This window comes from Sediminibacillus terrae (assembly GCF_009602435.1).
Lineage (GTDB): Bacteria > Bacillota > Bacilli > Bacillales > Amphibacillaceae > Sediminibacillus > Sediminibacillus terrae.
Window position 1 is genome coordinate 338,582 of sequence record NZ_VZDQ01000025.1, and the last position, 23,683, is coordinate 362,264.

At 45.8% G+C, this 23,683-nt stretch carries 33 protein-coding genes; 16 read left to right on the top strand and 17 right to left on the bottom strand.

Annotation, left to right across the window (positions count from 1 at the left end; genetic code table 11):
* The first annotated feature begins 101 nt into the window (after window positions 1-101).
* Complete coding sequence (gene abc-f, locus F6X55_RS15025) at window positions 102-1,733, top strand: ribosomal protection-like ABC-F family protein (RefSeq protein ID WP_153464525.1); 1,632 nt, start codon at window positions 102-104, stop codon at window positions 1,731-1,733.
* 221 nt (window positions 1,734-1,954) lie between these two features.
* Here the strand turns inward: abc-f and F6X55_RS15030 are convergent, their stop codons facing one another.
* A complete protein-coding gene (locus F6X55_RS15030; RefSeq protein ID WP_153464527.1) occupies window positions 1,955-2,158 on the bottom strand; it encodes a hypothetical protein in 204 nt (67 codons plus the stop codon).
* A 193-nt stretch (window positions 2,159-2,351) separates the two neighbouring features.
* Here F6X55_RS15030 and F6X55_RS15035 point away from each other — a divergent pair, with 193 nt between their 5' ends.
* Both F6X55_RS15035 and F6X55_RS15040 read left to right on the top strand, forming a co-directional pair.
* Entirely contained in the window at window positions 2,352-3,530 is a 1,179-nt protein-coding gene (locus tag F6X55_RS15035; RefSeq protein ID WP_153464529.1) for a sensor histidine kinase, read from the top strand.
* Window positions 3,527-4,183: a response regulator transcription factor gene (locus F6X55_RS15040; RefSeq protein WP_037328903.1), complete on the top strand. Its 657-nt coding sequence runs from the start codon at window positions 3,527-3,529 to the stop codon at window positions 4,181-4,183. Before F6X55_RS15035 ends, F6X55_RS15040 begins: the two co-directional genes overlap by 4 nt.
* Here the strand turns inward: F6X55_RS15040 and F6X55_RS15045 are convergent.
* Window positions 4,180-4,365 carry an anti-repressor SinI family protein gene (locus F6X55_RS15045; RefSeq protein ID WP_153464531.1) on the bottom strand — a complete coding sequence of 62 codons (186 nt, stop codon included), beginning with the start codon at window positions 4,363-4,365 and terminating at the stop codon, window positions 4,180-4,182. The two genes, F6X55_RS15040 and F6X55_RS15045, sit on opposite strands and share 4 nt — an antisense overlap.
* A 242-nt stretch (window positions 4,366-4,607) precedes the next feature.
* Here F6X55_RS15045 and F6X55_RS15050 point away from each other — a divergent pair, with 242 nt between their 5' ends.
* Genes F6X55_RS15050 through F6X55_RS15060 form a run of 3 tightly spaced genes read left to right on the top strand, consistent with a single transcriptional unit; the run spans window position 4,608 to window position 6,387 of the window.
* Window positions 4,608-4,934, top strand: coding sequence for a PadR family transcriptional regulator (locus F6X55_RS15050; RefSeq protein WP_026569350.1), 327 nt, complete (start codon window positions 4,608-4,610; stop codon window positions 4,932-4,934).
* Complete coding sequence (locus F6X55_RS15055; protein WP_026569351.1) at window positions 4,931-5,488, top strand: HAAS signaling domain-containing protein; 558 nt, start codon at window positions 4,931-4,933, stop codon at window positions 5,486-5,488. The genes F6X55_RS15050 and F6X55_RS15055 overlap by 4 nt, the downstream gene beginning before the upstream one ends.
* Entirely contained in the window at window positions 5,485-6,387 is a 903-nt protein-coding gene (locus F6X55_RS15060) for a DUF4097 family beta strand repeat-containing protein (RefSeq protein ID WP_161993098.1), read from the top strand. Before F6X55_RS15055 ends, F6X55_RS15060 begins: the two co-directional genes overlap by 4 nt.
* Before the next feature lie 219 nt (window positions 6,388-6,606).
* On the opposite strand, the gene F6X55_RS15065 is transcribed toward F6X55_RS15060, so the two are convergent.
* Window positions 6,607-7,329, bottom strand: coding sequence for a hypothetical protein (locus F6X55_RS15065; protein ID WP_153464535.1), 723 nt, complete (start codon window positions 7,327-7,329; stop codon window positions 6,607-6,609).
* Window positions 7,330-7,516: 187 nt separating this feature from the next.
* Here F6X55_RS15065 and F6X55_RS15070 point away from each other — a divergent pair, with 187 nt between their 5' ends.
* Together F6X55_RS15070 and F6X55_RS15075 are read left to right on the top strand one after the other, a co-directional pair.
* A complete protein-coding gene (locus tag F6X55_RS15070) occupies window positions 7,517-8,566 on the top strand; it encodes a tellurite resistance/C4-dicarboxylate transporter family protein (protein WP_237648687.1) in 1,050 nt (349 codons plus the stop codon).
* 31 nt (window positions 8,567-8,597) lie between these two features.
* A complete protein-coding gene (locus F6X55_RS15075; protein ID WP_026569355.1) occupies window positions 8,598-8,960 on the top strand; it encodes a DUF488 domain-containing protein in 363 nt (120 codons plus the stop codon).
* Between the two features lie 267 nt (window positions 8,961-9,227).
* On the opposite strand, the gene F6X55_RS15080 is transcribed toward F6X55_RS15075, so the two are convergent.
* Together F6X55_RS15080 and F6X55_RS15085 are read right to left on the bottom strand one after the other, a co-directional pair.
* Entirely contained in the window at window positions 9,228-9,677 is a 450-nt protein-coding gene (locus tag F6X55_RS15080; protein WP_153464539.1) for a hypothetical protein, read from the bottom strand.
* Between the two features lie 14 nt (window positions 9,678-9,691).
* Complete coding sequence (locus F6X55_RS15085; RefSeq protein WP_153464541.1) at window positions 9,692-10,651, bottom strand: D-2-hydroxyacid dehydrogenase; 960 nt, start codon at window positions 10,649-10,651, stop codon at window positions 9,692-9,694.
* Window positions 10,652-10,907: 256 nt separating this feature from the next.
* On the opposite strand from F6X55_RS15085, the gene F6X55_RS15090 reads away from it, so the two are divergent.
* Window positions 10,908-11,132, top strand: coding sequence for a hypothetical protein (locus tag F6X55_RS15090; RefSeq protein ID WP_026569358.1), 225 nt, complete (start codon window positions 10,908-10,910; stop codon window positions 11,130-11,132).
* A 30-nt stretch (window positions 11,133-11,162) separates the two neighbouring features.
* Here the strand turns inward: F6X55_RS15090 and F6X55_RS15095 are convergent, their stop codons facing one another.
* From F6X55_RS15095 to F6X55_RS15105, 3 genes are all read right to left on the bottom strand, one after another.
* On the bottom strand, window positions 11,163-12,155 hold the full coding sequence (locus F6X55_RS15095) for a DUF4003 family protein (RefSeq protein WP_153464543.1): 993 nt from the start codon (window positions 12,153-12,155) through the stop codon (window positions 11,163-11,165).
* 76 nt (window positions 12,156-12,231) lie between these two features.
* Window positions 12,232-12,405 (bottom strand): hypothetical protein, encoded by a 174-nt coding sequence (locus tag F6X55_RS15100; protein WP_153464545.1) that lies wholly within the window; start codon window positions 12,403-12,405, stop codon window positions 12,232-12,234.
* A 157-nt stretch (window positions 12,406-12,562) separates the two neighbouring features.
* Window positions 12,563-13,255, bottom strand: coding sequence for a Na-translocating system protein MpsC family protein (locus tag F6X55_RS15105; RefSeq protein ID WP_153464547.1), 693 nt, complete (start codon window positions 13,253-13,255; stop codon window positions 12,563-12,565).
* A gap of 306 nt (window positions 13,256-13,561) precedes the next feature.
* Between F6X55_RS15105 and F6X55_RS15110 the strand changes: the two genes are divergently transcribed.
* Together F6X55_RS15110 and F6X55_RS15115 are read left to right on the top strand one after the other, a co-directional pair.
* Window positions 13,562-14,824 (top strand): hypothetical protein, encoded by a 1,263-nt coding sequence (locus F6X55_RS15110; protein WP_153464549.1) that lies wholly within the window; start codon window positions 13,562-13,564, stop codon window positions 14,822-14,824.
* 49 nt (window positions 14,825-14,873) lie between these two features.
* Window positions 14,874-15,035: a hypothetical protein gene (locus F6X55_RS15115; protein WP_153464551.1), complete on the top strand. Its 162-nt coding sequence runs from the start codon at window positions 14,874-14,876 to the stop codon at window positions 15,033-15,035.
* A gap of 163 nt (window positions 15,036-15,198) precedes the next feature.
* Here the strand turns inward: F6X55_RS15115 and F6X55_RS15120 are convergent, their stop codons facing one another.
* Window positions 15,199-15,615, bottom strand: a complete 417-nt coding sequence (locus F6X55_RS15120; protein WP_026569361.1) for a helix-turn-helix domain-containing protein — start codon at window positions 15,613-15,615, stop codon at window positions 15,199-15,201.
* A 134-nt stretch (window positions 15,616-15,749) separates the two neighbouring features.
* Here F6X55_RS15120 and F6X55_RS15125 point away from each other — a divergent pair, with 134 nt between their 5' ends.
* Complete coding sequence (locus F6X55_RS15125) at window positions 15,750-16,040, top strand: hypothetical protein (RefSeq protein ID WP_026569362.1); 291 nt, start codon at window positions 15,750-15,752, stop codon at window positions 16,038-16,040.
* A gap of 372 nt (window positions 16,041-16,412) precedes the next feature.
* Here the strand turns inward: F6X55_RS15125 and F6X55_RS15130 are convergent, their stop codons facing one another.
* The 3 genes from F6X55_RS15130 to F6X55_RS15140 all read right to left on the bottom strand — a co-directional run bounded on the left by F6X55_RS15130 (window position 16,413) and on the right by F6X55_RS15140 (window position 18,362).
* Window positions 16,413-16,535, bottom strand: coding sequence for a YfhE family protein (locus F6X55_RS15130; RefSeq protein WP_083334884.1), 123 nt, complete (start codon window positions 16,533-16,535; stop codon window positions 16,413-16,415).
* Window positions 16,536-16,619: 84 nt separating this feature from the next.
* Window positions 16,620-17,174, bottom strand: coding sequence for a GNAT family N-acetyltransferase (locus F6X55_RS15135; RefSeq protein ID WP_026770742.1), 555 nt, complete (start codon window positions 17,172-17,174; stop codon window positions 16,620-16,622).
* A gap of 285 nt (window positions 17,175-17,459) precedes the next feature.
* A complete protein-coding gene (locus F6X55_RS15140; RefSeq protein WP_153464553.1) occupies window positions 17,460-18,362 on the bottom strand; it encodes a TIGR01777 family oxidoreductase in 903 nt (300 codons plus the stop codon).
* Window positions 18,363-18,472: 110 nt separating this feature from the next.
* Here F6X55_RS15140 and recX point away from each other — a divergent pair, with 110 nt between their 5' ends.
* Both recX and F6X55_RS15150 read left to right on the top strand, forming a co-directional pair.
* A complete protein-coding gene (recX, locus tag F6X55_RS15145) occupies window positions 18,473-19,291 on the top strand; it encodes a recombination regulator RecX (RefSeq protein ID WP_153464555.1) in 819 nt (272 codons plus the stop codon).
* Window positions 19,292-19,322: 31 nt separating this feature from the next.
* The gene (locus tag F6X55_RS15150) at window positions 19,323-19,619 is read left to right on the top strand and encodes a hypothetical protein (RefSeq protein ID WP_153464557.1); all 297 of its coding nucleotides are present in this window, start codon (window positions 19,323-19,325) and stop codon (window positions 19,617-19,619) included.
* Between the two features lie 277 nt (window positions 19,620-19,896).
* Here F6X55_RS15150 and F6X55_RS15155 read toward each other — a convergent pair whose 3' ends face one another.
* Both F6X55_RS15155 and F6X55_RS15160 read right to left on the bottom strand, forming a co-directional pair.
* A complete protein-coding gene (locus F6X55_RS15155; protein ID WP_026569366.1) occupies window positions 19,897-20,688 on the bottom strand; it encodes a Cof-type HAD-IIB family hydrolase in 792 nt (263 codons plus the stop codon).
* A gap of 123 nt (window positions 20,689-20,811) precedes the next feature.
* Entirely contained in the window at window positions 20,812-21,057 is a 246-nt protein-coding gene (locus F6X55_RS15160; protein ID WP_153464559.1) for a hypothetical protein, read from the bottom strand.
* 214 nt (window positions 21,058-21,271) lie between these two features.
* Between F6X55_RS15160 and F6X55_RS15165 the strand changes: the two genes are divergently transcribed.
* Window positions 21,272-21,604: a YfhH family protein gene (locus F6X55_RS15165; RefSeq protein ID WP_153464561.1), complete on the top strand. Its 333-nt coding sequence runs from the start codon at window positions 21,272-21,274 to the stop codon at window positions 21,602-21,604.
* 46 nt (window positions 21,605-21,650) lie between these two features.
* On the opposite strand, the gene F6X55_RS15170 is transcribed toward F6X55_RS15165, so the two are convergent.
* The gene (locus F6X55_RS15170; RefSeq protein WP_074600353.1) at window positions 21,651-21,800 is read right to left on the bottom strand and encodes a YpzG family protein; all 150 of its coding nucleotides are present in this window, start codon (window positions 21,798-21,800) and stop codon (window positions 21,651-21,653) included.
* Between the two features lie 14 nt (window positions 21,801-21,814).
* Complete coding sequence (sspK, locus tag F6X55_RS15175) at window positions 21,815-21,955, bottom strand: small acid-soluble spore protein K (RefSeq protein ID WP_074600354.1); 141 nt, start codon at window positions 21,953-21,955, stop codon at window positions 21,815-21,817.
* A gap of 165 nt (window positions 21,956-22,120) precedes the next feature.
* Here sspK and F6X55_RS15180 point away from each other — a divergent pair, with 165 nt between their 5' ends.
* A complete protein-coding gene (locus tag F6X55_RS15180) occupies window positions 22,121-22,393 on the top strand; it encodes a YfhJ family protein (protein ID WP_153464563.1) in 273 nt (90 codons plus the stop codon).
* A 68-nt stretch (window positions 22,394-22,461) separates the two neighbouring features.
* Here F6X55_RS15180 and F6X55_RS15185 read toward each other — a convergent pair whose 3' ends face one another.
* Entirely contained in the window at window positions 22,462-23,457 is a 996-nt protein-coding gene (locus F6X55_RS15185) for a metal-dependent hydrolase (RefSeq protein ID WP_026569369.1), read from the bottom strand.
* Window positions 23,458-23,683 lie beyond the last annotated feature (226 nt).

The window sequence follows — 23,683 nt, forward strand, 5'->3', positions numbered from 1 at the left end:
TGGCTAATCCTTCCAACTTGCTTGGGAGGATTTTTTATTGGCCGTCTTACAAGGATGCTGGCCGTGTGGAAGTCCTCCCTTTACGGAAAGGGATTGATAGAATGACCGAAATACTGAAGTTGAACAGCCTGAGCTATGAAGTGAAAAACATAAAGTTGTTTGAAAAGGTGAATGCCAGTGTGCTGCAGGGAGAAGTCATCGGAATCATCGGCAAAAACGGTGCCGGGAAATCGACGCTGCTGAAGCTGATCAATGGAGATATTGCGCCGACAAGCGGCCATTTACAGCGACTTCAGCAGCATATCACCATCGAAATGGTCGAGCAGGAAACAGAAAAACATATGGGGCAAAATATGACCGCGGATGAAGGGAAACTGCGAAAAAAGTGGCAGGTGCCGGATCACGAGTATGATCATTACAGTGGCGGGGAAAAACTGAAGGCGCGGCTTGCGGCAGGTTTTTCGAAAAACGTGCAGCTGTTGTTGCTGGATGAACCGACCAACCATCTGGATCAAAAAAGTACAGAACTTTTATTAGAGCAGATGAAAAGCTACCGCGGCACCATCATTCTCGTATCGCACGATCGTTATTTTTTAGACGAGGCCGCCACGAAAATCTGGTCATTGGAAGGAAATGTGCTTATCGAGCATTCAGGGAATTATTCCAGTTATATGGAGGTACGCAAGCAACGCAGGCTCACCCAGCAGCGCGAGTATGAAAAGCAACAAAAAATGGTGGAACGGATCGAGGGGCAGATGAGCGAACTCACTTCCTGGTCGAAGAAGGCGCATGCGGAATCGACGAAAAAGGAAGGATACAAGGAATATTACCGGTTGAAGGCGAAGCGAATGGATACCCAGGTAAAGTCCAAGCAAAAACGGCTGGAAAAAGAGCTGGAGAAAAACAAGGTGGACGCTGTCGAACCCGAATACACGGTCGATTTTTCCATGAAGGCCAACACCAAGGTCGGCAAGCGCTTCCTGGAAGTGAAGGGTTTGTCGAAATCATTCCCCGGCAAAACGCTGTTCCAAAATGCCCGCTTTATCATCCAGCATGGAGAAAAGCTTGCCATCACCGGACCGAACGGCAGCGGAAAAACGACTTTGTTGAACATCATCATGGGCAGAGAAACGGCGGAAGGCGAGGTATGGATTTCACCCGCAGCAGATATCGGCTACTTGACCCAGGAAGTATTCGATTTGCCGCTTGACGAAACACCGGAGCAGTTATTTTACCGAAACACGTTTAAGGAGAGAGGCAAGGTCCGGAATTTGATGAAGCATTTAGGCTTCTCTGCTTCCCATTGGACAGAGCAGATTTCCGAGATGAGCATGGGCGAGCGGGTGAAGTGCAAGCTGATGGATTACATTTTGGAGGAAAAAGATGTGCTCCTTCTGGATGAACCGACCAATCATTTGGATTTACCTTCGCGCGAGCAGCTGGAAGAAACGTTAGCCCACTATAACGGGACGCTGGTAGTCGTATCACATGACCGTTACTTCCTGGAAAAGACGACAAATGACAAACTCGTCATAGCCGATCATCGAATTAAAAAGCAAGGCAATATAGTATCCTCCAAAGCGGATGAGCAGGAAGAATTGCGGCTGAAACTGGAAACAGAACGACAGGAAATACTGGGGAAACTCAGTTTTATGACGCCAAGTGACAAGGAGTATGCAAAGCTTGACGCAAAGTTCCTCGAGCTTACCCAACAGATCAATCAGATGCGCTGATGCATGATGCAGAGCCGCTTCTCTTTTAGTAAGTTAGAGAGGCGGCTCTTTTTTGATGGTACAGCCAAGTATGGAATTTGGTACAATGAAGAAAGGGTTGAACCGGGAGATTGAGAGGGATCCCCTACGCTGGATTCCAAGTCAAATGCAATGCGGCGGTTGTCTTCCAAACTATTAGAGAAAAAAGACTACCTCCACAAGAAGTTCCTCCAAAAAAATGCTCATTCTTTCGTGAGTGTATTTCGTTTTTTCTGTGCCTGCCAGGTCGAAATCATACTGGGCACGCCAGCCATCATACTAACCAAAAAACTCCACATCACATAGTGCCATTCTCCCGTGAGGAGAGCCACACAAATGAAAAACACGAACTGACCGACAAGCGCAAACCAGGAAGCAATCCAGGCAAACCGCAAGTTTTCTCTCATCCCATCCTCCTATCCGGACAATGCAGTCCAATCGATTGTTCCGTCTTTGATAACTCAAGCTTACCATATAGCTGTAGGGGTGACCATTTTTATAAAATAAAGCAATTGTAAAATTTTTACGTTTCATCCGGTTTTTATCTGAATTTTTTGTTAAAATAAATAGAGGCATTTATTTATAAAGGGAGGGAAAGAGATGGGCCGTAAGCTGGAATGGAAGATCGACTTGGGTATAGTACTACTTCTTTGTTTCATTACCCCGCTGTTTGCCATGGATCCCCAGGCACACCCTGTATTGCTGTATTCACTCGCCGCCCTGTTAATCTTTTCTTTCATCTTCCGGAATTTTTTTGTTTATATAGATTTACGGACCAAGGCAGGAGGGGCCATTCTATGGAGCCAGCTCTCATTGGCATCCGCCATGACAGTGATCGACCAGTCCTTTATATCGCAAATTTTTTTGTTGTTCCTTGTGGGGGAAGCTGCTTTTTATCGGAGGAAGTATGATAGTTTCGCTTATGCTGCAATAGCCTATCTATCTTTTGTCGTTGGCAGGTTTGTCGTATTTGATTTGCCTGCTGAGGATATATGGGGGATTGTCATCCCGAAAAGCTTGGATTTTATTTGCTTTTACGGTATCAGTTATTTGGCTAAATACATAGCTATACAAAAGCGACAGCTCTCCAAAGCACACAACCGCATGAAACAGGCGTCCATTCAACTGGAAGAGACAACGCTTCTGAAAGAGCGCACAAAAATATCCAGGGAAATACATGATACAATCGGTCATTCGTTTACGACCGCAATCATGGGCATAGAAGCCAGCAGAAGAGTGTGGAAACAAGACCAACAGAAAGCGGGGAAGCTTCTGGGCGATATAAAACAGCAGCTGCAAGCAGGATTGGACGATGTCCGGAAATCGGTCCGAATGCTGAGCGATCCATACACTCCGGAAAATGTCACAGAGAAGCTCATCGATCTGATTGAAAATACGAAAGACAGGACGGGAGTGATCATTGTTTACGATATAGAAAAGCTCGATGGCAAGCTTAATCCAGACCAGACGTTAGTGGTTCACCGTGCCCTGCAAGAAGGGTTGGCCAATGGATTGCGTCACGGAAGAAGTACACAATTCCGGTTCAACTTGAAACTGCACGCTGAAAGGGTCGCTTTTCATCTCGCAGATAATGGAAGCGGCTTTTCGGTGAAACGGACAACGCCTGGCTTTGGGCTGATGGGAATGGAAGAGCGCGTCCGGCAGCTGGAGGGCGAGTTTCAAATCGAATCTGAACCGGCAAAAGGGACAGTCATCACCTTTTCCTTTCCGGTTGATGCAAATGAAACAGAAAAATTGCAAGCAGGAGCGAGTTTATGAATCCTATAAAAGTATTGATTGCTGATGATCAGCCTGTCTTTTGCGAAGGGCTGGCAGTCTTGCTGGAATTGGAACCGGATATCAAGGTGGCAGCTTGTGCGGCAAATGGAACGGAAGCGGTCAAGTTGGCTGAAAAGCATCGGCCTGATGTCGTGCTGATGGACCTCCGGATGCCGAACATGGGCGGCCTGACAGCGACAAGAATCATAAAATCGGATTTTCCCGGAATTCAAGTCCTGATGCTGACGACGTTTTCCGAGGATGAATATATTGCAGAATCGGTAAAAATCGGTGCATCCGGATACCTCTTGAAAGACGCGGACACAGAACAGATAATCCGCGGTATAAGGGATTGTCATGCCGGCCAATTGCTTTTACCTTCTTCGTTTCATTCCATGCTGGCAGGTCAGCTGGAAGCAAGGCGACCAGCAGATTCACGTCTATCTTTACCGGCTGGCGTGCTGGATGCACTGACCAGGACAGAGGATGATATACTGGGATTGCTTTTGGAAGGTAAAAAGAATAAAGAAATTGCCGAACAACTCTATTTATCTGTTGGAACGGTCAAAAATTACCTTAGCGGGCTGTATAAAAAGTTGAATGTCCGCAGTCGCAGAGAGGTTTTGGCCTTACTAAAAAATCTTGAAAACTAGCTTCTGGCATTTTCCACAATCGATTTGCCCAGACGGTTTGCTGAATTCCTGCCGTTATACTGCTTCAAGTATTGCTGCAGGAAATCGCGAATTTCCTGCGAAGTCATTCCCAGTTCCGCTGCTTCCTGGATCAGTTCCAGCCATTCCGTATCGATATAGGACTGTTTATTATCGCTCAACATGCTCATTCCTCCCGGTTGGGTGTTCTTATTGTCATTTTAGAAAATTGCCGAATGCGTGGATAGATAATAAAAGTAATCGAAAGGTCATAAAGGTCACGTTTTAAGAAAGAATTCGAATTTTAGTATGTACGTAAATATTTTTATTTTACTACCTTGCAATGTTCACTACTGAATGATATTCTATAGTAGATCATAGATGACCAACCAAGAATATAAGACACCAAGCACAGGAGGAGAGCCCAGTGAATGTTCAGTTCAAAAAAGGAGCATTGGAACTATGCGTTCTCGTTTTAATCTGCAAGAAAGAACAGTATGGTTATGAACTGGCACAAAATGTGGCAAAGTACATTTCCATTGCTGAAGGGACCCTTTATCCATTATTGAGAAGGCTGACGAAGGAACAATATTTGGACACCTATATGTCGCCTTCAAGGGAGGGTCCGGCCAGAAAGTACTATAAACTTTCCGAGAAGGGAGAAGAAAGGATGGAAACACTCATAGAAGAATGGAATCAATTTACGGTCTCTGTCAATGGATTGGTCCAGGATATCGGGAGGGGAGAAGCGTGACAAAAGACATGTTTTTGAAAGAAATCGACAAACGGCTTAAAGGTCTCTCCAATAAGGAAAAAGAAGAGATATTGTTCGACTTCGAAGAGCACATAGATGCTGCATTATTGGAAGGAAGAGATGAACGGGAAATCGTGGAGGGGCTGGGAAACCCGACTGCAATTGCAAGAGAGTTGTCCGCAGAAGCGAGTCTGAAAATAGCAGAACAGGAACGTTCCATCCCGAATATTGGAAGGGCGGTCATGTCTATCATCAGTGTCAGCCTGATCAACCTCCTCATTGTGCTTGGTCCTGCCCTCGGTATTTTGGCCTTGTATATCGGTTTGTATGGAGCGGCTGCAGCTTTGTCGCTTTCCCCGTTGGTTTTCCTTTTCAAGGTGGTGTTTCTGCACTCCTCCAATCTGTTATTCGATTTCTTTGTATCCATTACGCTGGGCAGTTTCGGAGTGCTTTGTAGTATCGGTTTGTGGAAAGTAGGAAAATGGCTGTATCGTTTGCTGATCAGGTATATGAAGTTCAACTTTTTATTAATGAAGGGAGAAGGTTACAAGTGAAAAAATGGATTGTGTCCTTGTTGACAATACTGATTGTCGGAATCGCAGGGATGATAACTATTTACCTTACAACGGGTATTTCCCGTGCATCCGTCATAGCGGAGGAGAGCTTTCAGGCAGGTGAAATAACGCGCATTCAAGTTGCGGCAACTTCGATGAATGTGACGGTGAAGAGCCAGTCATCCAATCAAATAGAGGCAACGGTGAAAGGCGACGTCTTGGAAAAAGACCAGGATGAGCAACTATACCAAATGGAGCAAACGGATGATACACTCATGATCACCCAAAAGGAGAAAGAGAACCGATTAGGTTTTTTTCCGTGGAACACGGCAAAGAATTTGCATGTGACGGTAAGCGTTCCGGAAGGATTGTATGACAAAGTTTCGCTCGAAACAACTTCAGGCGATATTGTCCTTGATCATGTAGAAACATCCAGTGCGCAAATCACCTCTACTTCAGGCGATGTGGATCTGACCGGGAACAAGATAACAGATAGCCTGATGATGGAGGCGACAAGCGGAGATATACAAGCAGAGAAAAATACAATCGAATCTGCTTCCATCAAAACAACCAGTGGTACCATCACTAATAATCAGGTTGAAGGATCGCGGTTCAAGTACGAAGCAACCTCCGGTGATGTTGTACTTTCTCATTCAAGTGATGTGGAAGAAGTGGATATCAAGACTACCAGCGGTGATGTGTCGGCCGAATATGGTTTACCTCAAGACCGATTTGAAGTTGATTTTCAAAGCGGATCGGGCGATGGGCGTGTTTCAATGGAAGATGTTTTGTTTGAAGAAAAATCCGAACACAATATCCACGGTTTCATCGGAGAGAATCCTATCCACGTATTGAAGGTCAGGACGAATTCAGGTGACTTTAAATTGAAAGGAAGGTAACTTCACAGGCAATAATATGGTGTTGCTGCCAGTGACCATGCAGGATAGAAGACAAGACAGGCGGGTGTGATTTGCAGTCATGCTGTGAGCCGGTTTTTAAATGAGAAAAGGGACTTCCCGGTATGAAGTCCTCTCTAGCTCCTTTTCATTCACTTTTGGGAGTGTTCCGGTTTCGCTGCGCCTGCCAGGTCGTCATCATACTCGGCACCCTCTTGCCATTTACCAGTCAAAGATATACTTTAACGTCAAGGTGATCGCTGTATGGCTCAATGCCCCGATTAAAAAGGCCGGCAAATGGGCGTTTTCTTCGGAAGGGAGTTCTTTTTTCAACACATTCAAAATCATCGCCCCGGAAATGAAGGCATAAACGAGAGCCAGAACGAAAGGCGGAAAGGGAATGGCGATCCCAGCCACCCAACCAGCGAAAATACCAAAAGCCAAAATGTAACGTCCGAATTTCTCATAGCGGCCGGCATCTTCACGCCACAGGTCATGCGAGACGGCCATGTAGTGAAATCCTACTGCCACCCCGTAGAAAGCTGCTTCCACTCCTTCCATATCCGTCCCGAATACAATAAAAGCGATCAACATGTTATAGACGCAGAAAAAAGCGATTTGAATCCAAAAGAAGCGGCCTTCTCCATTTGGATGCTCCCTCTCCGCTTTGTCCGCCGCCTTGTGAATGGCATAAAAGACAATCACGCCGATAAGCCCGATGAAGTATAGTTCTGTTTCCATCGTCAATCCGCCGGCTTTGTCACCGTAATCCTCCTGCTGTTTATGAAGGGAGGGCAAGACATAGACGAATACATAAGAGACAGCGATCCCGCCGGAAAAAGACAGCCATCTCGCAGGGCCCAGTCGGGAGGAAGCGATGATTTTGTTGGAAAACAATTGGACAATCAAGTAAGTAATTCCGATGATGATACTGCCTGCGGACACTGGGTTTCCTCCATCCTGAGAGATTTTCGTTATTTCATTGATTCCCCGGGGACTTAAACGGTAAACCGGAGTGGTGGAAGACAATCGCTTCCCTTTGCGGAGCGGCACCGTACGATTTACAATAAGGGAAGTGTCTTATTGTGAACTACAGGACGGCACAGCAGGAACAGAATAGTAGGTGAACAGTGTGAAGAAGTTTATCAAACAAACAGCAGCTGGATTGTTTCCGGGTTATTTCGCCATGGTCATGGCGACCGGGGCCTTGTCGATCGCTGCAGAAGTCCTTGGCATGGAGTGGTTCGCCGTTGCTTTATTGGTTTCGAATGTAATCGTTTATGCGTTGCTCTGGCTGTTGACGTTTATTCGGCTGATTGGATTCTTTTCGCTCTTTGCCGCTGATTTCGCCAACCATGCGAAAGGTCCGGGCTTTTTTACATTGATTGCCGGTACATGCATGCTTGGCAGTCAATGGATAATCATTACGGAAACTCCTTTTTTGGCAGCCTGTTTGTGGGGATTCGGTTTTATATTATGGTTAGTCATCATGTATAGCTTTTTTACCATCGTCACGGTGCGACAAGCCACCCCCACGCTGGCAGCAGGGATAAATGGCGCCTGGCTGTTAGCAGTCGTGGCAGCCCAGTCTTTATCCATTTTAGGCAGCTTGTTGGCTGAAACGATGGGTACCGGCAAACAAGTGATGCTGTTTCTTACTTTGAGCCTTCATTTGGCCGGTTGCATGCTATATCTCATCTTGATTACGCTGATTTTTTACCGATTTATTTTTCTGAAGATGGAGCATGCGGAACTTACCCCGCCATATTGGATTAATATGGGGGCAGTGGCAATCAGCACGATGGCTGGTTGTACTCTTTTGCTGCATGGCGGTGGCTGGCAATTGATTGAAACCATCCGGCCGTTTCTGACGGGATTCACTTTATTCTTCTGGGTTTTCGGAACATGGTGGACTCCGCTGCTGGTGATTTTGTTTATCTGGCGGCACTTGTACCATCGTTATCCGCTAAGCTATGAACCGCAGCAGTGGGGGATGGTGTTTCCGCTTGCGATGTACACAATCAGTACATTTTATTTAGCGACTGTACTCCATCTGGAATTTTTGTTCTTCATCCCGGAAATCATGGTATATGTCGCCTTGATAGCATGGCTGGCGGTAACGATTGGATTGCTTCGACATGTAGTCAAAAAGTATCGTACTAATGTGGCAGATGGAAAGTAAACATAGCTTTACAGATGAAGGAGTGGTAATGGTGCAGGTTAATAGAAAGCGGGTGTATGAGCAACCGGAAAACGATGACGGTGTGCGTGTATTGGTGGATCGGATTTGGCCGCGTGGTCTTTCGAAACAAAAAGCGGCGGTGGATCACTGGTTGAAAGAGCTTGCGCCGTCTGCCGAACTGCGAAAATGGTTTCAGCATGACCCGGAGAAATTCCCGGATTTCAAACAAAAATATATCCAGGAAATCACAATGGATGAGACAAAAAGAGAGCATATCGGGAAACTGAAGGAAATCATCGAGGAAAGTGAATCGGTGACCCTCGTTTACGGGGCAAAGGATACGGAGCATAACCAGGCGGTTGTGCTTCAGGAGTGGCTCGAAGGACTGGGTTGAAAGGCAGTTCGATTGCAGCTTTGCCGTTTTAGCTAGTAAAATAGACAACGTAAAAACGATAGAGAGGATTGTTTTTATGTTCAACCTTTTCAAAAAGAAAAAATGTGCAATGTGCGGCCAGAAAGCAGTAAAGCCGACTGAATATAGAAATGATGGCGGCGCAAAAGTGCTTGTTTGTCATAAATGTGTCCCTTATGCTGAAAGAAGGGCGTTCCGGAAAGCGTAAATGAAATGGCGTGCAAACCGATGTGGTTTGGCACGCCATTTTTATATGGTGGGGTTTTTCGGTTTTGCGTGAGCATTTTCTTTAACCTGTGTGTTGGCTATATAGGTTAAAATCAAAATGTAAAACGGATAAGCGAATAATCCAGGCAAAATAATCAACCCCAATACAGGGGTCGGTTCATCTCCAGGGTTCGTGATAGGAAACAACCTGGAAAACCCGTAAGTGAAAAGGAGAAAGTACGGAATCCAAAGTACGGCTGTCCAAAAACCAGCGTTTCGGCCTTTTATCCACTTTTTACTTAATACGTATATTCCGACCGACCCAACAACGAACACTATCAGCATGACGGCGAGAAGTGTTCCGTTGACGACTGTCGCTTTCCAACCGGTCAATCGGTATATTCGATAAATATTTACAGTCAGTTCGAGTGGAATCAGGGCCATTAATGCATAAAGCATGCTGACCCCGTTTAGTTTCAGAAAGTATGTCATCCATTCCTCTCCCGTCAATATCCTTTGTCAAAATCGACAAGGTTGATGGAAGGTGCTTCCCCTTTGAGATACTCTTTTAGATTGGGGATGAAAATGTCTTCGATCAGGCGTTTGTCATAATGTTCGGTAGAACCTGCCGAATGCGGTGTCAGGATGACATTGTCCAGCTCCCAGAGCGGACTATCTTCCGGCAGCGGTTCTTTTTCAAATACGTCCAGTCCTGCGCCGGCGATTTTTTCCGTTTGCAATGCTTCAACCAAGGCAGATTCGTCGACGACTTCCCCGCGTCCGATATTGATAAAGAAACTGGAAGATTTCATCGTATGGAACTGTTTTTCTCCAAATAGATGATGTGTCTCGCTGGTGAGCGGCACAGTGACGATGACATAGTCACACGACGGGAGTACCTCGTTCAGCCGCTCAGTAGTAACCATTTCATCGACAAACTCCTCCGGCTTTTGTGAATGCCGCACGCCGATCACCTTCATACCGAATGCCTTGGCAATCTTGGCAGTTTCTTTCCCGATTGCACCCATCCCGATAATGCCGGCTGTTTTTCCGTGAAGTTCCAGTTTCAAGTGTTCATGGGCCCATGTTTTCGATTGCTGATTCCGTACATAAGCATGAATTTTGCGGGTCAGACTGAGCATCATTGCAAAAATCGTCTCGGAAATCGGATAAGCATGCACACCGTTTGCACTTGTCAAAGCAATGCTCCGTTCAGCAAAAGCTTCGAGCGGGTGGCTGTCCACTCCCGCACTCCAGCTTTGCACCCAGCGGAGGCTGGATGCAGCGTTGAGAGCTGCGCTCATATCCTTTTTCCAGCCGGCAATGATTTCAGCCGATTGAACATGTTTCTGCCACGTTTCCTGATCCTTCCCGACGATCACTTCCCAATCCGGGACAATATTTTTCACTTGGCCTTGCAGTTCTTTTTCAATGTTTTGTGCGATTACCAGTTTGCGTTTACTCATTCTTTCACCTCTTTTATCTTCGTCTCATAATTTTATCCTTGCTATCATTCTATCATGGAAGCTTGGAAAAGACGGAGGCGCCGCTTCCTCTGAAAGAAAATCAACTCTTACCGAAAAAGAATCAAAAGTTGCAAAACAAGATAAAATAACAATAAAAGAAGATCAAATATCAGGAAAACTATCGAAATAAAAAAGGAATGGATTATTCCAGTATTGGGACGACTATATTATAATGAGGCAAAGGGGGGATGAGGTTATGGAAGATCAAACGGCATCCGAAAGCCGCTATATGATGGTCAAAATGAACAGCATGGAAACGGCCAGTATCCGGAACATAGACCCGACTTTTTATGTCTATGATAAAAAAGAGGAACAGACTATATCCTTTTCCGTTTCCGAGATTGCTGATTTAAAAGATAAAGACTTGAAAGTTTATTTAAAGGAATACTTTCAGCAACTGGCAAAAGAAGCCTCCAAATAGGAGGCTTCTTTTGTCATCACTAGCCAGTCATCAACTGCTGCTGGAGGCAGCAGCGGCCGAGGCTCCTGCAACGGCTGCAAGCATGGCTGCCTGTTGTGCCTGGATCACGGTTTCCATCGTGGTGTAAAGACTTGTTTCCAGCAGAGATGAATCTGCAAGCTTGTCGCTCATGAACAAATTGATGGCCAGAATGGTCGTGATATCCTTTTGCCAACGGAACGACTTGTGTTTGTTTAACTCCTCGATAATTTGACTGATGACATCCAACTCGACGAGTTCTTCCGGCAGCAGCGCCAGCATGCCCATCTCCGGATAAAACTTGGTTTTTTGTTTAATTCCTGCCTGGCCAAAAGCCTGGTGAATATAGGACGTACGCTCGACAAGCAAGTCCACATCGACATGCTCATCCAGTGTCAATATGTGGCTGAGAAACTGTAAGTCGTTTCCCTTGCGGAATCCTTGTTTGTTCAGCCGCTCATAATACGCTTCCGTCCGGTCGGTCAATTCCGTAACGGTGCCGTCGTTTTGGGCCAGCAGTGCTGCCAGTGGGTAATCACTGCTGGAAGTGAGGAAGCTGTGCTCGTCCTTCATCTTCTGAAACATCGCATCCGTCTTGAGAATGTCATCGCTGAAATCACCGTTTTCCTTTGCATGGGAAAGCAGGACCATGGCGGAAATGTAGGTGAAGATTCCGCGACGGAACCCTGTCTCTATCAGCCTTTTATATATCCTGCGCAATTCCTGGAATTTTTCCCGGGGATTTGCAAACCGGACATCCAGCATCGCCGCAATGGTAAATCTGGATTGGGATTTCAAGGATGAAAATATCCCCACTTCCTGTTTGATATAATCGGCAAGCCGGACGAACTTTCCGTAATCAAACGTTTTCCCGTTTATGACATACATGGAGGCGGCCATCATCAAGACCCGCTGGTCAGAAACCTTCCATTTCAATTTTGCTTTCAGTTGATCGAAAATTTCTAAGTTCGCTGACGTCTTCTGCTGTAATTCTTCCGTATACATGTAAACACGTCCTTGTTTGTGCTGTTTACTTAGTATACGAAGGCTGACTGCGAAAAGTTTCATCCACCAGGTGAAATTATCTGGCGACTTCTTCGATTAACAACTGATAGTTATCAGGCAGTGCATTTTCTTGTTTTGTCTTTTCGATAAAGGCAGCCGCCTCATCGTATGTGTCGAATAACAGCTCCTTATTGTCTTGATAAAACTCTACACGTATGCCGCCTTTCACTAACCCCGTCACTTTATACATATTATCTACTCCCCCTGTTTAACATATGGATCATCGAATGGAATGTTTTTGCTATACAGACAGGAAAATTCACAAAATAAAAAGCCGAAAAGGAATGTACGTATACATTCCTTTTCGGCTTATGTCTGGCTTTCATCATCCAGCTCATTTCCACCTGTTATTTTTCTGGTTTCATTATAATAATGATATAGCCTTTATCCAAGGAGAAGTCCCAATCGGCAAACACGTCCTCGATTTGGACTTCAAGCAATGATTCCAGCAAATCAGTATTCAGTAAACTTTTTTCCAGCCGGCGTTTGGACAGCTTCAACTGTTCCTCGAATCCTGCGGCTATCAGCTCGCGCTCAATGCGCACCAGGATTCCTTCGCGTACGATGACCAGTGTCCTTGGGTTCAGCATCAGTGAATGTAAATTGCGCGGCGCCTTTTGCGCCTTTTCACTGAAGCGGACGATTTCCTCATGGACTTGTTCGCGGCTTGGATAACTTAAATAGTCACTATCGTTTTTCATTTCACTATCTGCCATCTCGGCAATGATGATCCCGGTCTTGTTTTCCAAAGACCAGTCGTAATAAATATTTCGGATTTCCACTTTTGCCGTTGTCCGGACGGTCGCTTTGATATCAGGAAGCAGTTCCTGCATCAATAAATCCCGAGTTTCCTGCACTTTCAAGTTGTTGTTTTGTTTGACAAGCACTTTTTCCATCGGTGCCAGAAAATCACGAAGATGGATGGTGATGAATGGCCGGACAAATGAAACAAAAATGGATGATGGGCCTTTGCCGAAATTATCTCTGAATAGCTTTCCGGTATAGCTGGCAATTTCTGCTTCGGTTGATTTCTTATCCATTGTTGTCATTCCTTTTAGCTAAGGACCGAACGTTATTTTTCCAGTCCCGTTTTCAATTATAACACTTCCCCGTTTGAATGTAAGGCAAACCGCCTTTTCTCGGGATAATTGTATCTTTAGATGCAGAAAAGCACAATCGATTAGGTACAACGTCGGAGAATATTATTGTTGTAATCCATCCCCTTCATTGCCTGTAGGTTTCGTTTCAAATTCGATGCTTATGCATTTCCCTTCCGAAGGGTTTCGGGTCTATATGTTTTGGATATACAACGAATAGAATAGTTTATCGGGAAAGGCGTGAAACAGATGACTGCAGAAGTGACCATCATGAACAAGCTGGGCATGTCGATGGCTGCCGACAGTGCCGTTACAAGCGGTAGGGACGGTGTCCAGAAAGTGTACAACTCGGCCAATAAACTTTTTTCGTTATCCAGACATCATTCCATCGGATTTATGGTGTATGGTGCAGCTTCTTTCATGGAAGTACCGTGGGAGGTCATCATCAAATCTTACCGGTCGGAATTACAGGATCGGACTTTTGAGGAAGTCGGTGATTATTTTGCGGACTTTATTTCTTTCTTGAACCGGGATGATCGGTTCAAAGCGGAGGAGATTGAAGAGATCATCATACATAGGACCTTTTCAGATCTCCTGAAGCGGATAGTACGCGATGTGGAAGAAGAGGTAAACAGCCGGAAAAATGAGGGTGAAGATGTCACCGATGAAAAAGTCACCGAATTACTCACCAACGAAGTAAACGAGCAAACAAAAACATATAGGGAAATGGAAGAAGAGTTCCTGAACATCGATTATGGGCCGTTCAAGGAAAAATTTCATCACGTCATTTCGGAAATCAAGCAGGAACTGATCATGTACACAGTCCCTGATTCGTTGGATGAAAGGCTGATCAGGCTTGCCTTCGAAGCGGTCAAAAAGGATTTTTTCAGCCTGGGAAGCACCGGGCTAGTCATCGCAGGATACGGAGATAAGGAGATATTTCCTCATTTAATCGAATATCGATTGGAAGGATTTGTGTTCGGCAATTTGAAATATAAAAAGCTCCGGGAAAGGAAAATCAGCTATACCAATGACAAGCAGGCTGGAACTGCTTCCATCACGGCGTTCGCTCAGAGAGAAATGGTCGATTCCTTTATGGGCGGGATCGAGCCAAACATGGAAGATGCGATGTTCGGGATCATCGATCGGGTGTTGGGAGATTATCCGGAACATATTCAGAAGCAGTTGAATATCAAGTTTTCGACAGAACAGGTTAGAACCATGAAGAAAATGGGTAATGAACTATATGAATCAATCAAAGATTCAGTGGAAGAATATCAGCAAGATCAATATGTCAGGCCATTGCTTGGGATTGTCAGGTCGCTTCCGAAAGAGGAGCTGGCCGAAATGGCGGAAGCGCTGGTCAATCTTACTTCCTTCAAGAAGAGACTGACGAGAGCGACAGAATCTGTCGGACCGCCGATTGACGTCGCTGTAATCACCAAGGGAGACGGTTTCGTCTGGATCAAACGGAAAAATTATTTTGATCCGGAAATAAACCAGCAGTTTTAACCGCTGCAGATGTTTCACGGTGGCAAATAAAAGGAGAGGGGCAGGGAGCATGGCATTGAAAGATGAACAATCCCGTAAAGAAGAGTATTTTAAACTGCCGGATAATGATCGAGTTCTGTTTGAATTGGAAGAGGCAGAGAAGAGAGAAAAAGATAACGTTGCCAATAAGGTATTCGAAAAATTCGATAAGAAACAGGATAACCATAAATAATCCCGGGAAACCGGGCTTTTTTTGTTTGGAAAAGTGGTTCATCCGGTTTATGTAACTGCAATAGAAAGCCCTCATCCAATCAAACCGGATATTAAGTTTCAGCTTTCGCCCACGTCGTCCCTTGGCCTGGAAACACAACCTTCCGGCTTTACTTCCGACACCGTTAAACCCGGCTGAACTCTTCAACCATACTGGCGATCATACGGTGAATCGCCTTCTGTCTTTTAACAGGAAGGCCCATCATCTGTTTCACCTGCTGCTTGAATTGTGGGTGTTTGATTAAATAGTCGAAGATTTCCAAGGTTTCCTCATCAATGGCTTCGCCAGTAGAGTTATACAGCCGATTGAACTCCTTTAATACGTCTTCGCGTGGTGTGTCGATTCCGACAATCAAATCGACGGATATATCAAAAATTCTGCTTAGTTTTATAATGGATTTGAGATCGGGCAGGACGGTGCCATTCTCCCACTTGGTTACGACAGAGCGGGAAACGTTCATTTTTTCTGATAGCTGTTTCTGTGTCCAGCCTGATTGTTCGCGGTAATATTTCAAATTGTATGCTAGTTGTTCATAGTTCATCCGGCAATCACTCGCAACTCGTATTTGTTAATCGTTATCGTAACATTATTACTAGAAAAAGTGCGGAAACTGTTGTTCTATTGGTGAACATGTAGTAAAATGTTACCAAATAGAATAAAAGGAGGAAGTAAAGGATGATAGGCTGTCTTGCTTTATATCCTGAAGAAGGTAAGAATATGGCGGAATGGCTGGTGAATGGATTAAGAATGGACAGCGCAGAGGTGACAGTGAAACAGGAGCAGGAGGGGACGCTTACCGTCATGCTGCCCGGTACGACAAAGACAGCGGTCTGGCAGGCCGCGCTGGAGCTTGAATGCGCTGGTATCGCAGCGGGTTACGGTTTTGGCGAGACAGCTTCAGAAGCGTTGCTTCGTGCGCGTGAACTGCTGTGCAGGCGAATAGACGCAGATTTATCCTTTACATAAAAAACTCGCCCCGTTGTATGAAATGGTTTTAGCTAAAAAGAAGGCTTTCGCCAAGTTATTGACGAAAGCCTTCTTTTTTTAGATTGTCGAACTCTTAACCGAAAAAGGGGAGGAATCGGGAAAACGTTTGGAGTAGGACAATCTCTTATTAACAATCTTATCCACAAATCAAATCGGTTATACACACGGTTTGTGGATATTTTCCACATTATCCACAATTATAGTTGAAAAGTTAATAAGATTTTCATCAACAATCAAAGTCTAATTACTTCAACTATTTCAGATACTTATCAACACTGTGCACAACCTTGTGGATAACTTTTGCCCACAATGTATCGGGCTACAATAAAGATATTCCCTGCCTGGTCAAAATTAAACCCGCTTTTTTGTTTCAGCATACATGCGATCTGCTGTTTTGAATTCTTTTTGATATAGCACTTGCTGGGTTTTGGATAGCGTGTTCTTTGGATCGTTGACACCCCGTTTATTGCTCATCGAATCCCTCGCTTTCGAATTGCCCGCTGCCAACGAAACAGGCAGGTACAGGCTTTTCCTCTAGCATTTCCAAATGCGCACCCTTTATACTACTGCTTCCCCTTCGCCTGCTTCGACAGGCTGGCGATGGAAGAAATAGTCTGCCGAAGTGATGACAAATAAATCGTACACAGGCTCGTTGCTGTGTGCATTGATGGCCTGATAGACATCCGGGTAAGCTGATTGTCCAGTTTGAAGGTATGGCAACTTCAAGGCAGCCTTCATTGAACGGGGGTTGCTCCGGCGGATTTTGATAAACACCGCTTCCATGCCGTACACGGTAAATAATTCTTCCAAGAATTGTTCCTTGGCGATCCGGTTGTAGCCTTTGCCGAAAAAGGGCTGGCCGATCCATGTTGCCAGAAATCCTTTGTTCCTGTTGATATCAAACAGATTAATGGTGCCGATCGGCTGCTGGTATTCATCCAAGATTGTGCGTGATACCAGCTTGCCGGCTTCTTCCTGTTCGATTGTCTGTTTAGTCAAAAAGTAAAATTCATCCGTCGAAAATGCTTTGTGGCGGACGTATGGAAACACCTTCGGATGACTCATCAGTTCGAATAATTGGGGCACCTCGTGTAAGTCTCGTTTTTTCAGCATAAAAAAATCCCTCCTATTAGTGGAGAGGATGAAAGTAACACTAGGAATCGCTAGTGGTCCGCCTCACCCTCGAATTTTTATCAACTACCAACAAAAATTCGGGGTGGGAATCGAACCCACTAGAACCAGTCAAACTGGTGGCGCACCATTTGCCTTCCCATTTTCTATTTTAAAAACAATCGGTTTTACAAGAATATAGTACACAAAAACTTGAGAAAAAGGAATAAAAATTTTCAAGCAATATCCGACACTTTTTTCCATGCGGAGCAGACTTCAAGAGGGCGGTTATTTAGAAAATATATCGCGCAAAGCCGCTTCAAGCTGTGGGTGTTGAAAGGGATATCCATGCGCTTGAGCTGCTGCAGGGAGGACAGTCTGCCCTTTTAGTACCAGCTCGCTCATATCCCCCAGTGCTGTCTTCATCAGTTTTTCCGGTACAGGCAGCCAATAAGGTCTGTTAAGGACCTTTGCCAGGGTTTTGCTGAAGTCTTTATTCCGCTGCGGCTTTGGAGCCGTGACGTTCAGGGGCCCGCTTAACGCTGCAGTGTCGATGGCAAACAAAATCATTTCGGCTGCATCCTTGATATGAACCCAGGAAACCCACTGTTCTCCGCTTCCGACTTTTCCACCTGCCAGAAGCTTGAAAGGCAAGGACATCAACGGGAGGGCGCCCTGGCGGCCGAGAATCAAACCGAACCGCGCATAAACCGTTCGGACACCGATTGTTTCGGCTTCCGCCGCTTTAGCTTCCCATTGGGCTGCTACTTTTGCCAAGAAATCATCGCCAGGTTCCAACGTTTTCTCCGTGAAAGCTTGTGTGGTGGATGTACCGTAGTACCCCATTGCCGAACCATTGACCAACACATGGGGCTTATCGGGCATTGTCCGGAGAATCCGGATGACCTCTTCGGTAGCCTGCAGGCGGCTTCTTATGATTTTTTGCTTTTTCTCTTCCGTCCAATATCCGAATATCGTGTCGCCGGCCAAATTGACAAACGCATCGAGTGCAGGCAGTTCGGCTTCTGGTTTGCTGTGCTCCTGCAGCCAGCCGATGTAGGTAACCGAATCCGTGTTGTTGTGGTGTTCCGGATGACGTGTCAATACGTAGACATGGTTCCCTCTTTCCACGAGTTGCTTGGTCAGATAACGACCGACAAAGCCTGTTCCTCCCGTAATTGCAACGTTCATATCATGCCCTCCTTTAGTATGTAAGAGAAATTTTTCTTTTATTATACGATGTTTCGATGCGTGTGTGCAGTTTCCTTCCGTGCTAAAATGGAGGGTGGAGGTGAGTCCTGTTGGCGACCATATCCCGGATAACTACACAAAAGAAAAATAAACACCGTTATAATATTTTCCTTGATCAAAATAACAAAGAAGCATATGGCTTCAGCGTCGACGAGGATATCCTGATTTCCTTCCAGCTGCGCAAGGGGATGGAACTGGACGAGCCGACTATCAACGCGCTGATAGAAAAAGATAATATCCATAAGTCTTTTACCCTTGCATTGAACTATTTAAGCTATCGAATGCGTTCCAAACAGGAAATTCACGATTATCTAGTCAAAAAAGAAGTGGAACCAGATCAAATTCCGGTGGTCCTTGACCGTCTTGTAAGGGAAGGGTTTCTTGATGACCGGGAATTTGCCGCTTCACTCGTCCGGACCCGCAAAAACACGACCAGCAAAGGACCATTGCTTGTCAAAAAAGAGCTGCTGGATAAAGGAGTCTCCGCTGTGATTGCGGATGAAGCGATTCAGCTTTATACCTATCAGGATCAATTTGACAAGGCGCTCAAATGGATGGAGAAAAAGATGAAAAACGATGGCAGGAAATCGTTCCGGGAGCAGCTGCAAAATGCACAGAAAACCTTGATGCAAAAAGGCTTTACCGGCGATGTCATCAAGGATGTGCTGGCGGAAGTGGATACCGGCGACGATAATGATGCCGAATGGCAGGCGGTTGTTTACCAGGGAGAAAAGCTGCTCCGCAAGTATGCGAAAAAAGAGGAAGGGATGCAGCTCAAGCAGAAGCTGAAAGCTGCGCTTTACCGGAAGGGTTTTGGATTCGAAGAGATAGACCGCTTTATCGAAGAATACGTAGAAGAAGCAGAATAAAACCAGGCTGTCCAACACAGCCTGGTTTTCTATGTTGACCATAGTAAAAGAAGATCAACTTCTCCCGGAAGAAGAGCGAAAACCGGAAAAAGAGGATCAACTCGGTCGGAAGAAGAGCGAAAACCGGAAAAAGAAGATCAATTCGGTCGGAGAAGAGCAACTAGCAGTAAAAGAAGATCAACTTCGTCCGGAAGAAGAGCGAAAACCGGAAAAAGAGGATCAATTCGGTCGGAGAAGATCAACTAGCAGTAAAAGAAGATCAACTTCGCCCGGAAGAAGAGCGAAAACCGGAACAAGAGGATCAACTTGGCCGAAGAGGATCAACTAGTAGAGAAAGAAGAGCGAAACCCGGAACAAGAAGATCAATTCGGCCGGAGAAGATCAACTAGCCGAGAAAGAAGATCAACTTCGTGCAGAAGAAGAGCGAAACCCGGAAAAAGAGGATCAACTCGTCCGAAGAGGATCAACTATCGAAAACATCTTCCCTGTGGGAGGGCGGGCCTCGGTGAGATCCCGAGAGCGTTAGCTACAGGAAGCTCACCAGCCGACCGCGAAAAGCGCAGGATTCACTCGCAGCGTTGAATTAGCAATTACAAAGAAAAACTTTAATAAACCTTACGTTCTTTCAAATCGCGGATTGCCTGATGGACGTGGTCGACGACACGGGACGCAGTTTTCTGGACATCAGGATGGGCTGTAGACATTGCATAGCTGTATGGTGTCATTTCCAGCATTGGCACATCGTTGAAAGAATCGCCGATCACGGCGATTTCATCAGCGGAAACGCCCAGCTTATCAATGAGACGCTGCAGGCCGAGAGCTTTGCTGATTCCTTTAGGAACGAAATCGACACAATGGGCATCGGACAAATAACTCTCCATGACCGGCCCGAATTCTTCCGTGATTTCCTGTTTGACTTGAAGGATGTCTGCGGTCTCGCCATGGATGGTGAATTTTGCAGGAAAGACAGTCTCCCCATAATATGCTTCCAGTCGTTTCTCCTCTTTGACAGGGAAATAAAGCAAGTGCTCGAACGCTTCGATTTCCGGCGTTTTTTCTGCGACATATACCTCGTCAGCAGTGGAAACGGAATAAACGGTGGGATACTTGGCTATAGCCTGATGCAGACGCTTGCTCAATTCATCGGGGAATGTTTCGGTATGTACCAATCCATCTTTCCCATGATAAACGAAGCTGCCGTTTTGGCTGACGCGATGCCCCGTTTGGTTAACCTGTTTGAATACTTCGAGAATATCGCGGTCCATTCTTCCGGAAGCAACAGCAAATTCCACGCCGTCATCCACCAGGCCGGCAATGGCGTCGATGTCTTCCGGCAGGATGTGGTTTTCATTTCCCAATAATGTACCATCAAGATCGGTGACAAAAAGTTTGAGCATTTTCTTGGCTCCTTTTACGCTAATCTGGCGCTTATGTATATGACCAACTTCGATTATACAGTTTGCAAGCGCATTCAGACAAAGGGGAAATGAACACCAAATGTTGGTTTGCAGCTCTGTCAGTCAGGAAGCTTTCTGGTTTGTTTGTGGACTGCTCCGTTTCCATTTCCAATAATAAAAAAGGTAGTAAGCGAGTCCGGCAAGGGAGACCAAAAAATAAAGGATGGAAGTATCCCCATCTTTCCATTGTGCCAGCCAAACACCTCCGAAAAACGCAAACACCAATGCACCTGTCTGCAAACGCCCGTTAGGCTGCCGGGTGAATAGAATGATGAAAAAGGAAATCAGGAATACGAGGGTTAAAAACATGATTTTACCTCCTGCCTTTTGTAATCCTTCACAATGGTTGCAACGGAATCAACCGTTCCGCAGGCAAAATTTACTATATACTACCAATTTCTGTAGAAAGTGTAAATTAAGTATCCGCCAATAATAAAGTAAAAGATATTTTGTGGTCAACGGACAATGCGGTAAAATGGAAAAAGAAGCAGGAAATGCATCAAGTGTGGGGAGGTTATCGAGAGTGGAGAAGAGATACAGCGAATTTACGGTGGAAGAACTTCGGCAGGAAGTGGCAGCCTTGAAAGAAAAAGCGCAAAAAGCAGAACAACTGGGCAATGTAAGTGAATTCGCCATCCATGAAAGAAAAATTCAGATGGCGCTGGCATATATGATGAATCCGGAGGAATTCGTTGCGGGGGAAACCTACGAATTGCAGCAGGACCCGGGCCACACATTCAAAATCAGTTACATCAACGGCAGGTTTGCCTGGGGCAACCGAATCAATCTATTGGGCGAAACGGTGGAGAAACAGGAGGCGATCCCGATTTCGCTGCTCGGAAAAAAATTAGATTAAGCAGCAAAGGGACAGTCCCTGCCATAAAGGCAGGGACTGTTGTGTGTCAGCCTTTTTTCTTGAGAACATCCATGATGATGTCCTTTTGGCTTTTTCGGGTTTCACCGTTCACTTGCTGGCTGGCACGTTTTGGGTTTGCCCGTGGAGATTGAAAAGGGTCCTGGTAGAGATTTTCGGCAAATGGCTTTCTGGCCATAGCTGTTTTCCTCCTCAGCGGTGTGCAGAATTTTTCATGCGTTCCTGTGGTTCGGTGTTGATCGAGCCATCCGCCCGCTTCGGACTGTATCGCCCTTTGGCACGCGGTTTGCTATCCATACGCATATCAGGAAACCCGTACTTTTTATTCCGCATTCGCATTCCCTCCGTTCCCGCCAATCCATTCTGCGCTGCCTGGGAGCCGCGCAATCATAGTTTTCACGTAACCAGCAGGGTTATGTGGTACAATAATTACCGGTGCGGACCGACATTTCCAAATGCCGGGCCGCACGGAATTCTCTTGGATAAAGGGTGATTGACATGCAGGAACGGTTTGAGCGGCTGGCAGAACGACTTGCCGACAAAAATAAGCAGTTGAGCCGTGACGAAGCCAGAACATGGGTCGAACTGCTTTGGGAGGGTTTCGACACCACTCGGGCAAAAGCCGGAGAAAAGTATCAGGGAAAAGACGTCACCGAACAAATTGTATTACGCTGGATCGATCAATACGGTCCGCGACTGCACGAGTTTCTGGCCAATAATCCTAAATACGCTAGGATGTTCGAACGCAAAAACAATAGCGAAAATAAATAAAGGCTGGTGCCCTGCAATAGGGGCTCCCAGCCTTGTGTTTTACATGAAAATTCAAGAAAGTGAACGTGTCAAGTGAAGGGGGAAGGAGAATCCTCGATCACCAGTTTGCGCTGCAGCTTTTTCTCGGAAAATATCCATCCTGTATAGGAAGTCATGATTCGATGATTGTCATCGATTTGGACAACAGCCACAAAAGGATAGTGTCCCTTCGATCGGTAACGCAGGTCAATGAACCGCACTTCGGTAAAATCATCAAAGTAATTGATTTCCCAACGGTGCACCGGTGAAAAGGACAGAAATGCCGAAATGTTTTTGTCCTGCAGGGCCATATCCGTCAATTCGTCTTCCGGCAGCGGCTCTTTTTCAAACTCGTCGATGAAGTGGATATGGCCGTTTTCAGCTCTGCCTACATAAAAACGATCTTTTGCGGTCACGGCGATCCGCCAAATGTTTTGTTTCATGGTAGGCGAGGTGACGATTTGTTCTACGTCCGGAATATGCCGTTTCACTTTCTTGACGATTTCCCGCTTGTCGAGATACCGTTTGATATAATACAGGAAAATCACAAAATAAATTAGCAGCCATGTATAACCTGGGTCAGCCCCCAGCATCCAGGCGACAATGCCGATGATGTGCATGGTGAAAATGTACGGGTCGAACGTATTGATAAACCCATAGGCGACCCACCTTCGTGTGAACGGCCGGTAAGCCTGGGTGCCGTATGCGTTGAAGACATCGACCAGGACATGAAGAATCACCGCCAGAAATGTCCACATCCATAAATGCAGAAAACTGACGTCCGGCATGAATGCATGGATCAGCCCTGCTATGGCAACTCCCCAAAACAGGACTGCCGGCATTGAGTGGGTAGCTCCTCGATGATGTCGTATATAAACAGCATTATTCCGCAATTTTAATATGGTGTCCGAATCGGGTGCTTGCGATCCGACTAGGGTGCCGATCATGACGGCACTATACAAAGCAGGATCTTGTTGAACGGCCGGATCGAGTGTGGCCAGGCCGCCGAGCGCAACCCCCATGACAATGTGGGTTCCAGTGTCCATTCAGTACGGCCCTCCTTTAATCAGTTAATAGTAATAGCAGATGGAACTGCTTGTGAGTATATGACGTATCAAGCAGGCTTTGGACCTGCACAGGTTTGAATATTTGGCTAGATTGTTGAGGCGAGACGAAATCATCGAACCGCTTTGGTCTGCAAGCTTACACGCAAAACTGCACTGCAGCTTTGCGAAAGCAGTTTATCGCTCCCTGATAATTCTTTTTCCAAAC

Bases quoted from the DNA above. Each gene is read 5' to 3' on its own strand.
- F6X55_RS15030 (WP_153464527.1), bottom strand. From the start codon at position 2,158: ATGAGAGAAAACTTGCGGTTTGCCTGGATTGCTTCCTGGTTTGCGCTT.
- F6X55_RS15125 (WP_026569362.1), top strand. From the start codon at position 15,750: ATGATAGGCTGTCTTGCTTTATATCCTGAAGAAGGTAAGAATATGGCG.
- F6X55_RS15160 (WP_153464559.1), bottom strand. From the start codon at position 21,057: ATGTTTTTAACCCTCGTATTCCTGATTTCCTTTTTCATCATTCTATTC.
- F6X55_RS15150 (WP_153464557.1), top strand. From the start codon at position 19,323: ATGTTGACCATAGTAAAAGAAGATCAACTTCTCCCGGAAGAAGAGCGA.
- F6X55_RS15140 (WP_153464553.1), bottom strand. From the start codon at position 18,362: ATGAACGTTGCAATTACGGGAGGAACAGGCTTTGTCGGTCGTTATCTG.
- F6X55_RS15100 (WP_153464545.1), bottom strand. From the start codon at position 12,405: ATGTATAAAGTGACGGGGTTAGTGAAAGGCGGCATACGTGTAGAGTTT.
- F6X55_RS15085 (WP_153464541.1), bottom strand. From the start codon at position 10,651: ATGAGTAAACGCAAACTGGTAATCGCACAAAACATTGAAAAAGAACTG.
- F6X55_RS15045 (WP_153464531.1), bottom strand. From the start codon at position 4,365: ATGTTGAGCGATAATAAACAGTCCTATATCGATACGGAATGGCTGGAA.
- F6X55_RS15115 (WP_153464551.1), top strand. From the start codon at position 14,874: ATGGCATTGAAAGATGAACAATCCCGTAAAGAAGAGTATTTTAAACTG.
- F6X55_RS15185 (WP_026569369.1), bottom strand. From the start codon at position 23,457: ATGGACACTGGAACCCACATTGTCATGGGGGTTGCGCTCGGCGGCCTG.
- abc-f (WP_153464525.1), top strand. From the start codon at position 102: ATGACCGAAATACTGAAGTTGAACAGCCTGAGCTATGAAGTGAAAAAC.
- F6X55_RS15035 (WP_153464529.1), top strand. From the start codon at position 2,352: ATGGGCCGTAAGCTGGAATGGAAGATCGACTTGGGTATAGTACTACTT.
- F6X55_RS15105 (WP_153464547.1), bottom strand. From the start codon at position 13,255: ATGGATAAGAAATCAACCGAAGCAGAAATTGCCAGCTATACCGGAAAG.
- sspK (WP_074600354.1), bottom strand. From the start codon at position 21,955: ATGCGGAATAAAAAGTACGGGTTTCCTGATATGCGTATGGATAGCAAA.
- F6X55_RS15130 (WP_083334884.1), bottom strand. From the start codon at position 16,535: ATGAGCAATAAACGGGGTGTCAACGATCCAAAGAACACGCTATCCAAA.
- F6X55_RS15095 (WP_153464543.1), bottom strand. From the start codon at position 12,155: ATGTATACGGAAGAATTACAGCAGAAGACGTCAGCGAACTTAGAAATT.
- F6X55_RS15180 (WP_153464563.1), top strand. From the start codon at position 22,121: ATGCAGGAACGGTTTGAGCGGCTGGCAGAACGACTTGCCGACAAAAAT.
- F6X55_RS15170 (WP_074600353.1), bottom strand. From the start codon at position 21,800: ATGGCCAGAAAGCCATTTGCCGAAAATCTCTACCAGGACCCTTTTCAA.
- F6X55_RS15040 (WP_037328903.1), top strand. From the start codon at position 3,527: ATGAATCCTATAAAAGTATTGATTGCTGATGATCAGCCTGTCTTTTGC.
- F6X55_RS15120 (WP_026569361.1), bottom strand. From the start codon at position 15,615: ATGAACTATGAACAACTAGCATACAATTTGAAATATTACCGCGAACAA.
- F6X55_RS15090 (WP_026569358.1), top strand. From the start codon at position 10,908: ATGGAAGATCAAACGGCATCCGAAAGCCGCTATATGATGGTCAAAATG.
- F6X55_RS15135 (WP_026770742.1), bottom strand. From the start codon at position 17,174: ATGCTGAAAAAACGAGACTTACACGAGGTGCCCCAATTATTCGAACTG.
- F6X55_RS15110 (WP_153464549.1), top strand. From the start codon at position 13,562: ATGACTGCAGAAGTGACCATCATGAACAAGCTGGGCATGTCGATGGCT.
- F6X55_RS15155 (WP_026569366.1), bottom strand. From the start codon at position 20,688: ATGCTCAAACTTTTTGTCACCGATCTTGATGGTACATTATTGGGAAAT.
- F6X55_RS15080 (WP_153464539.1), bottom strand. From the start codon at position 9,677: ATGACATACTTTCTGAAACTAAACGGGGTCAGCATGCTTTATGCATTA.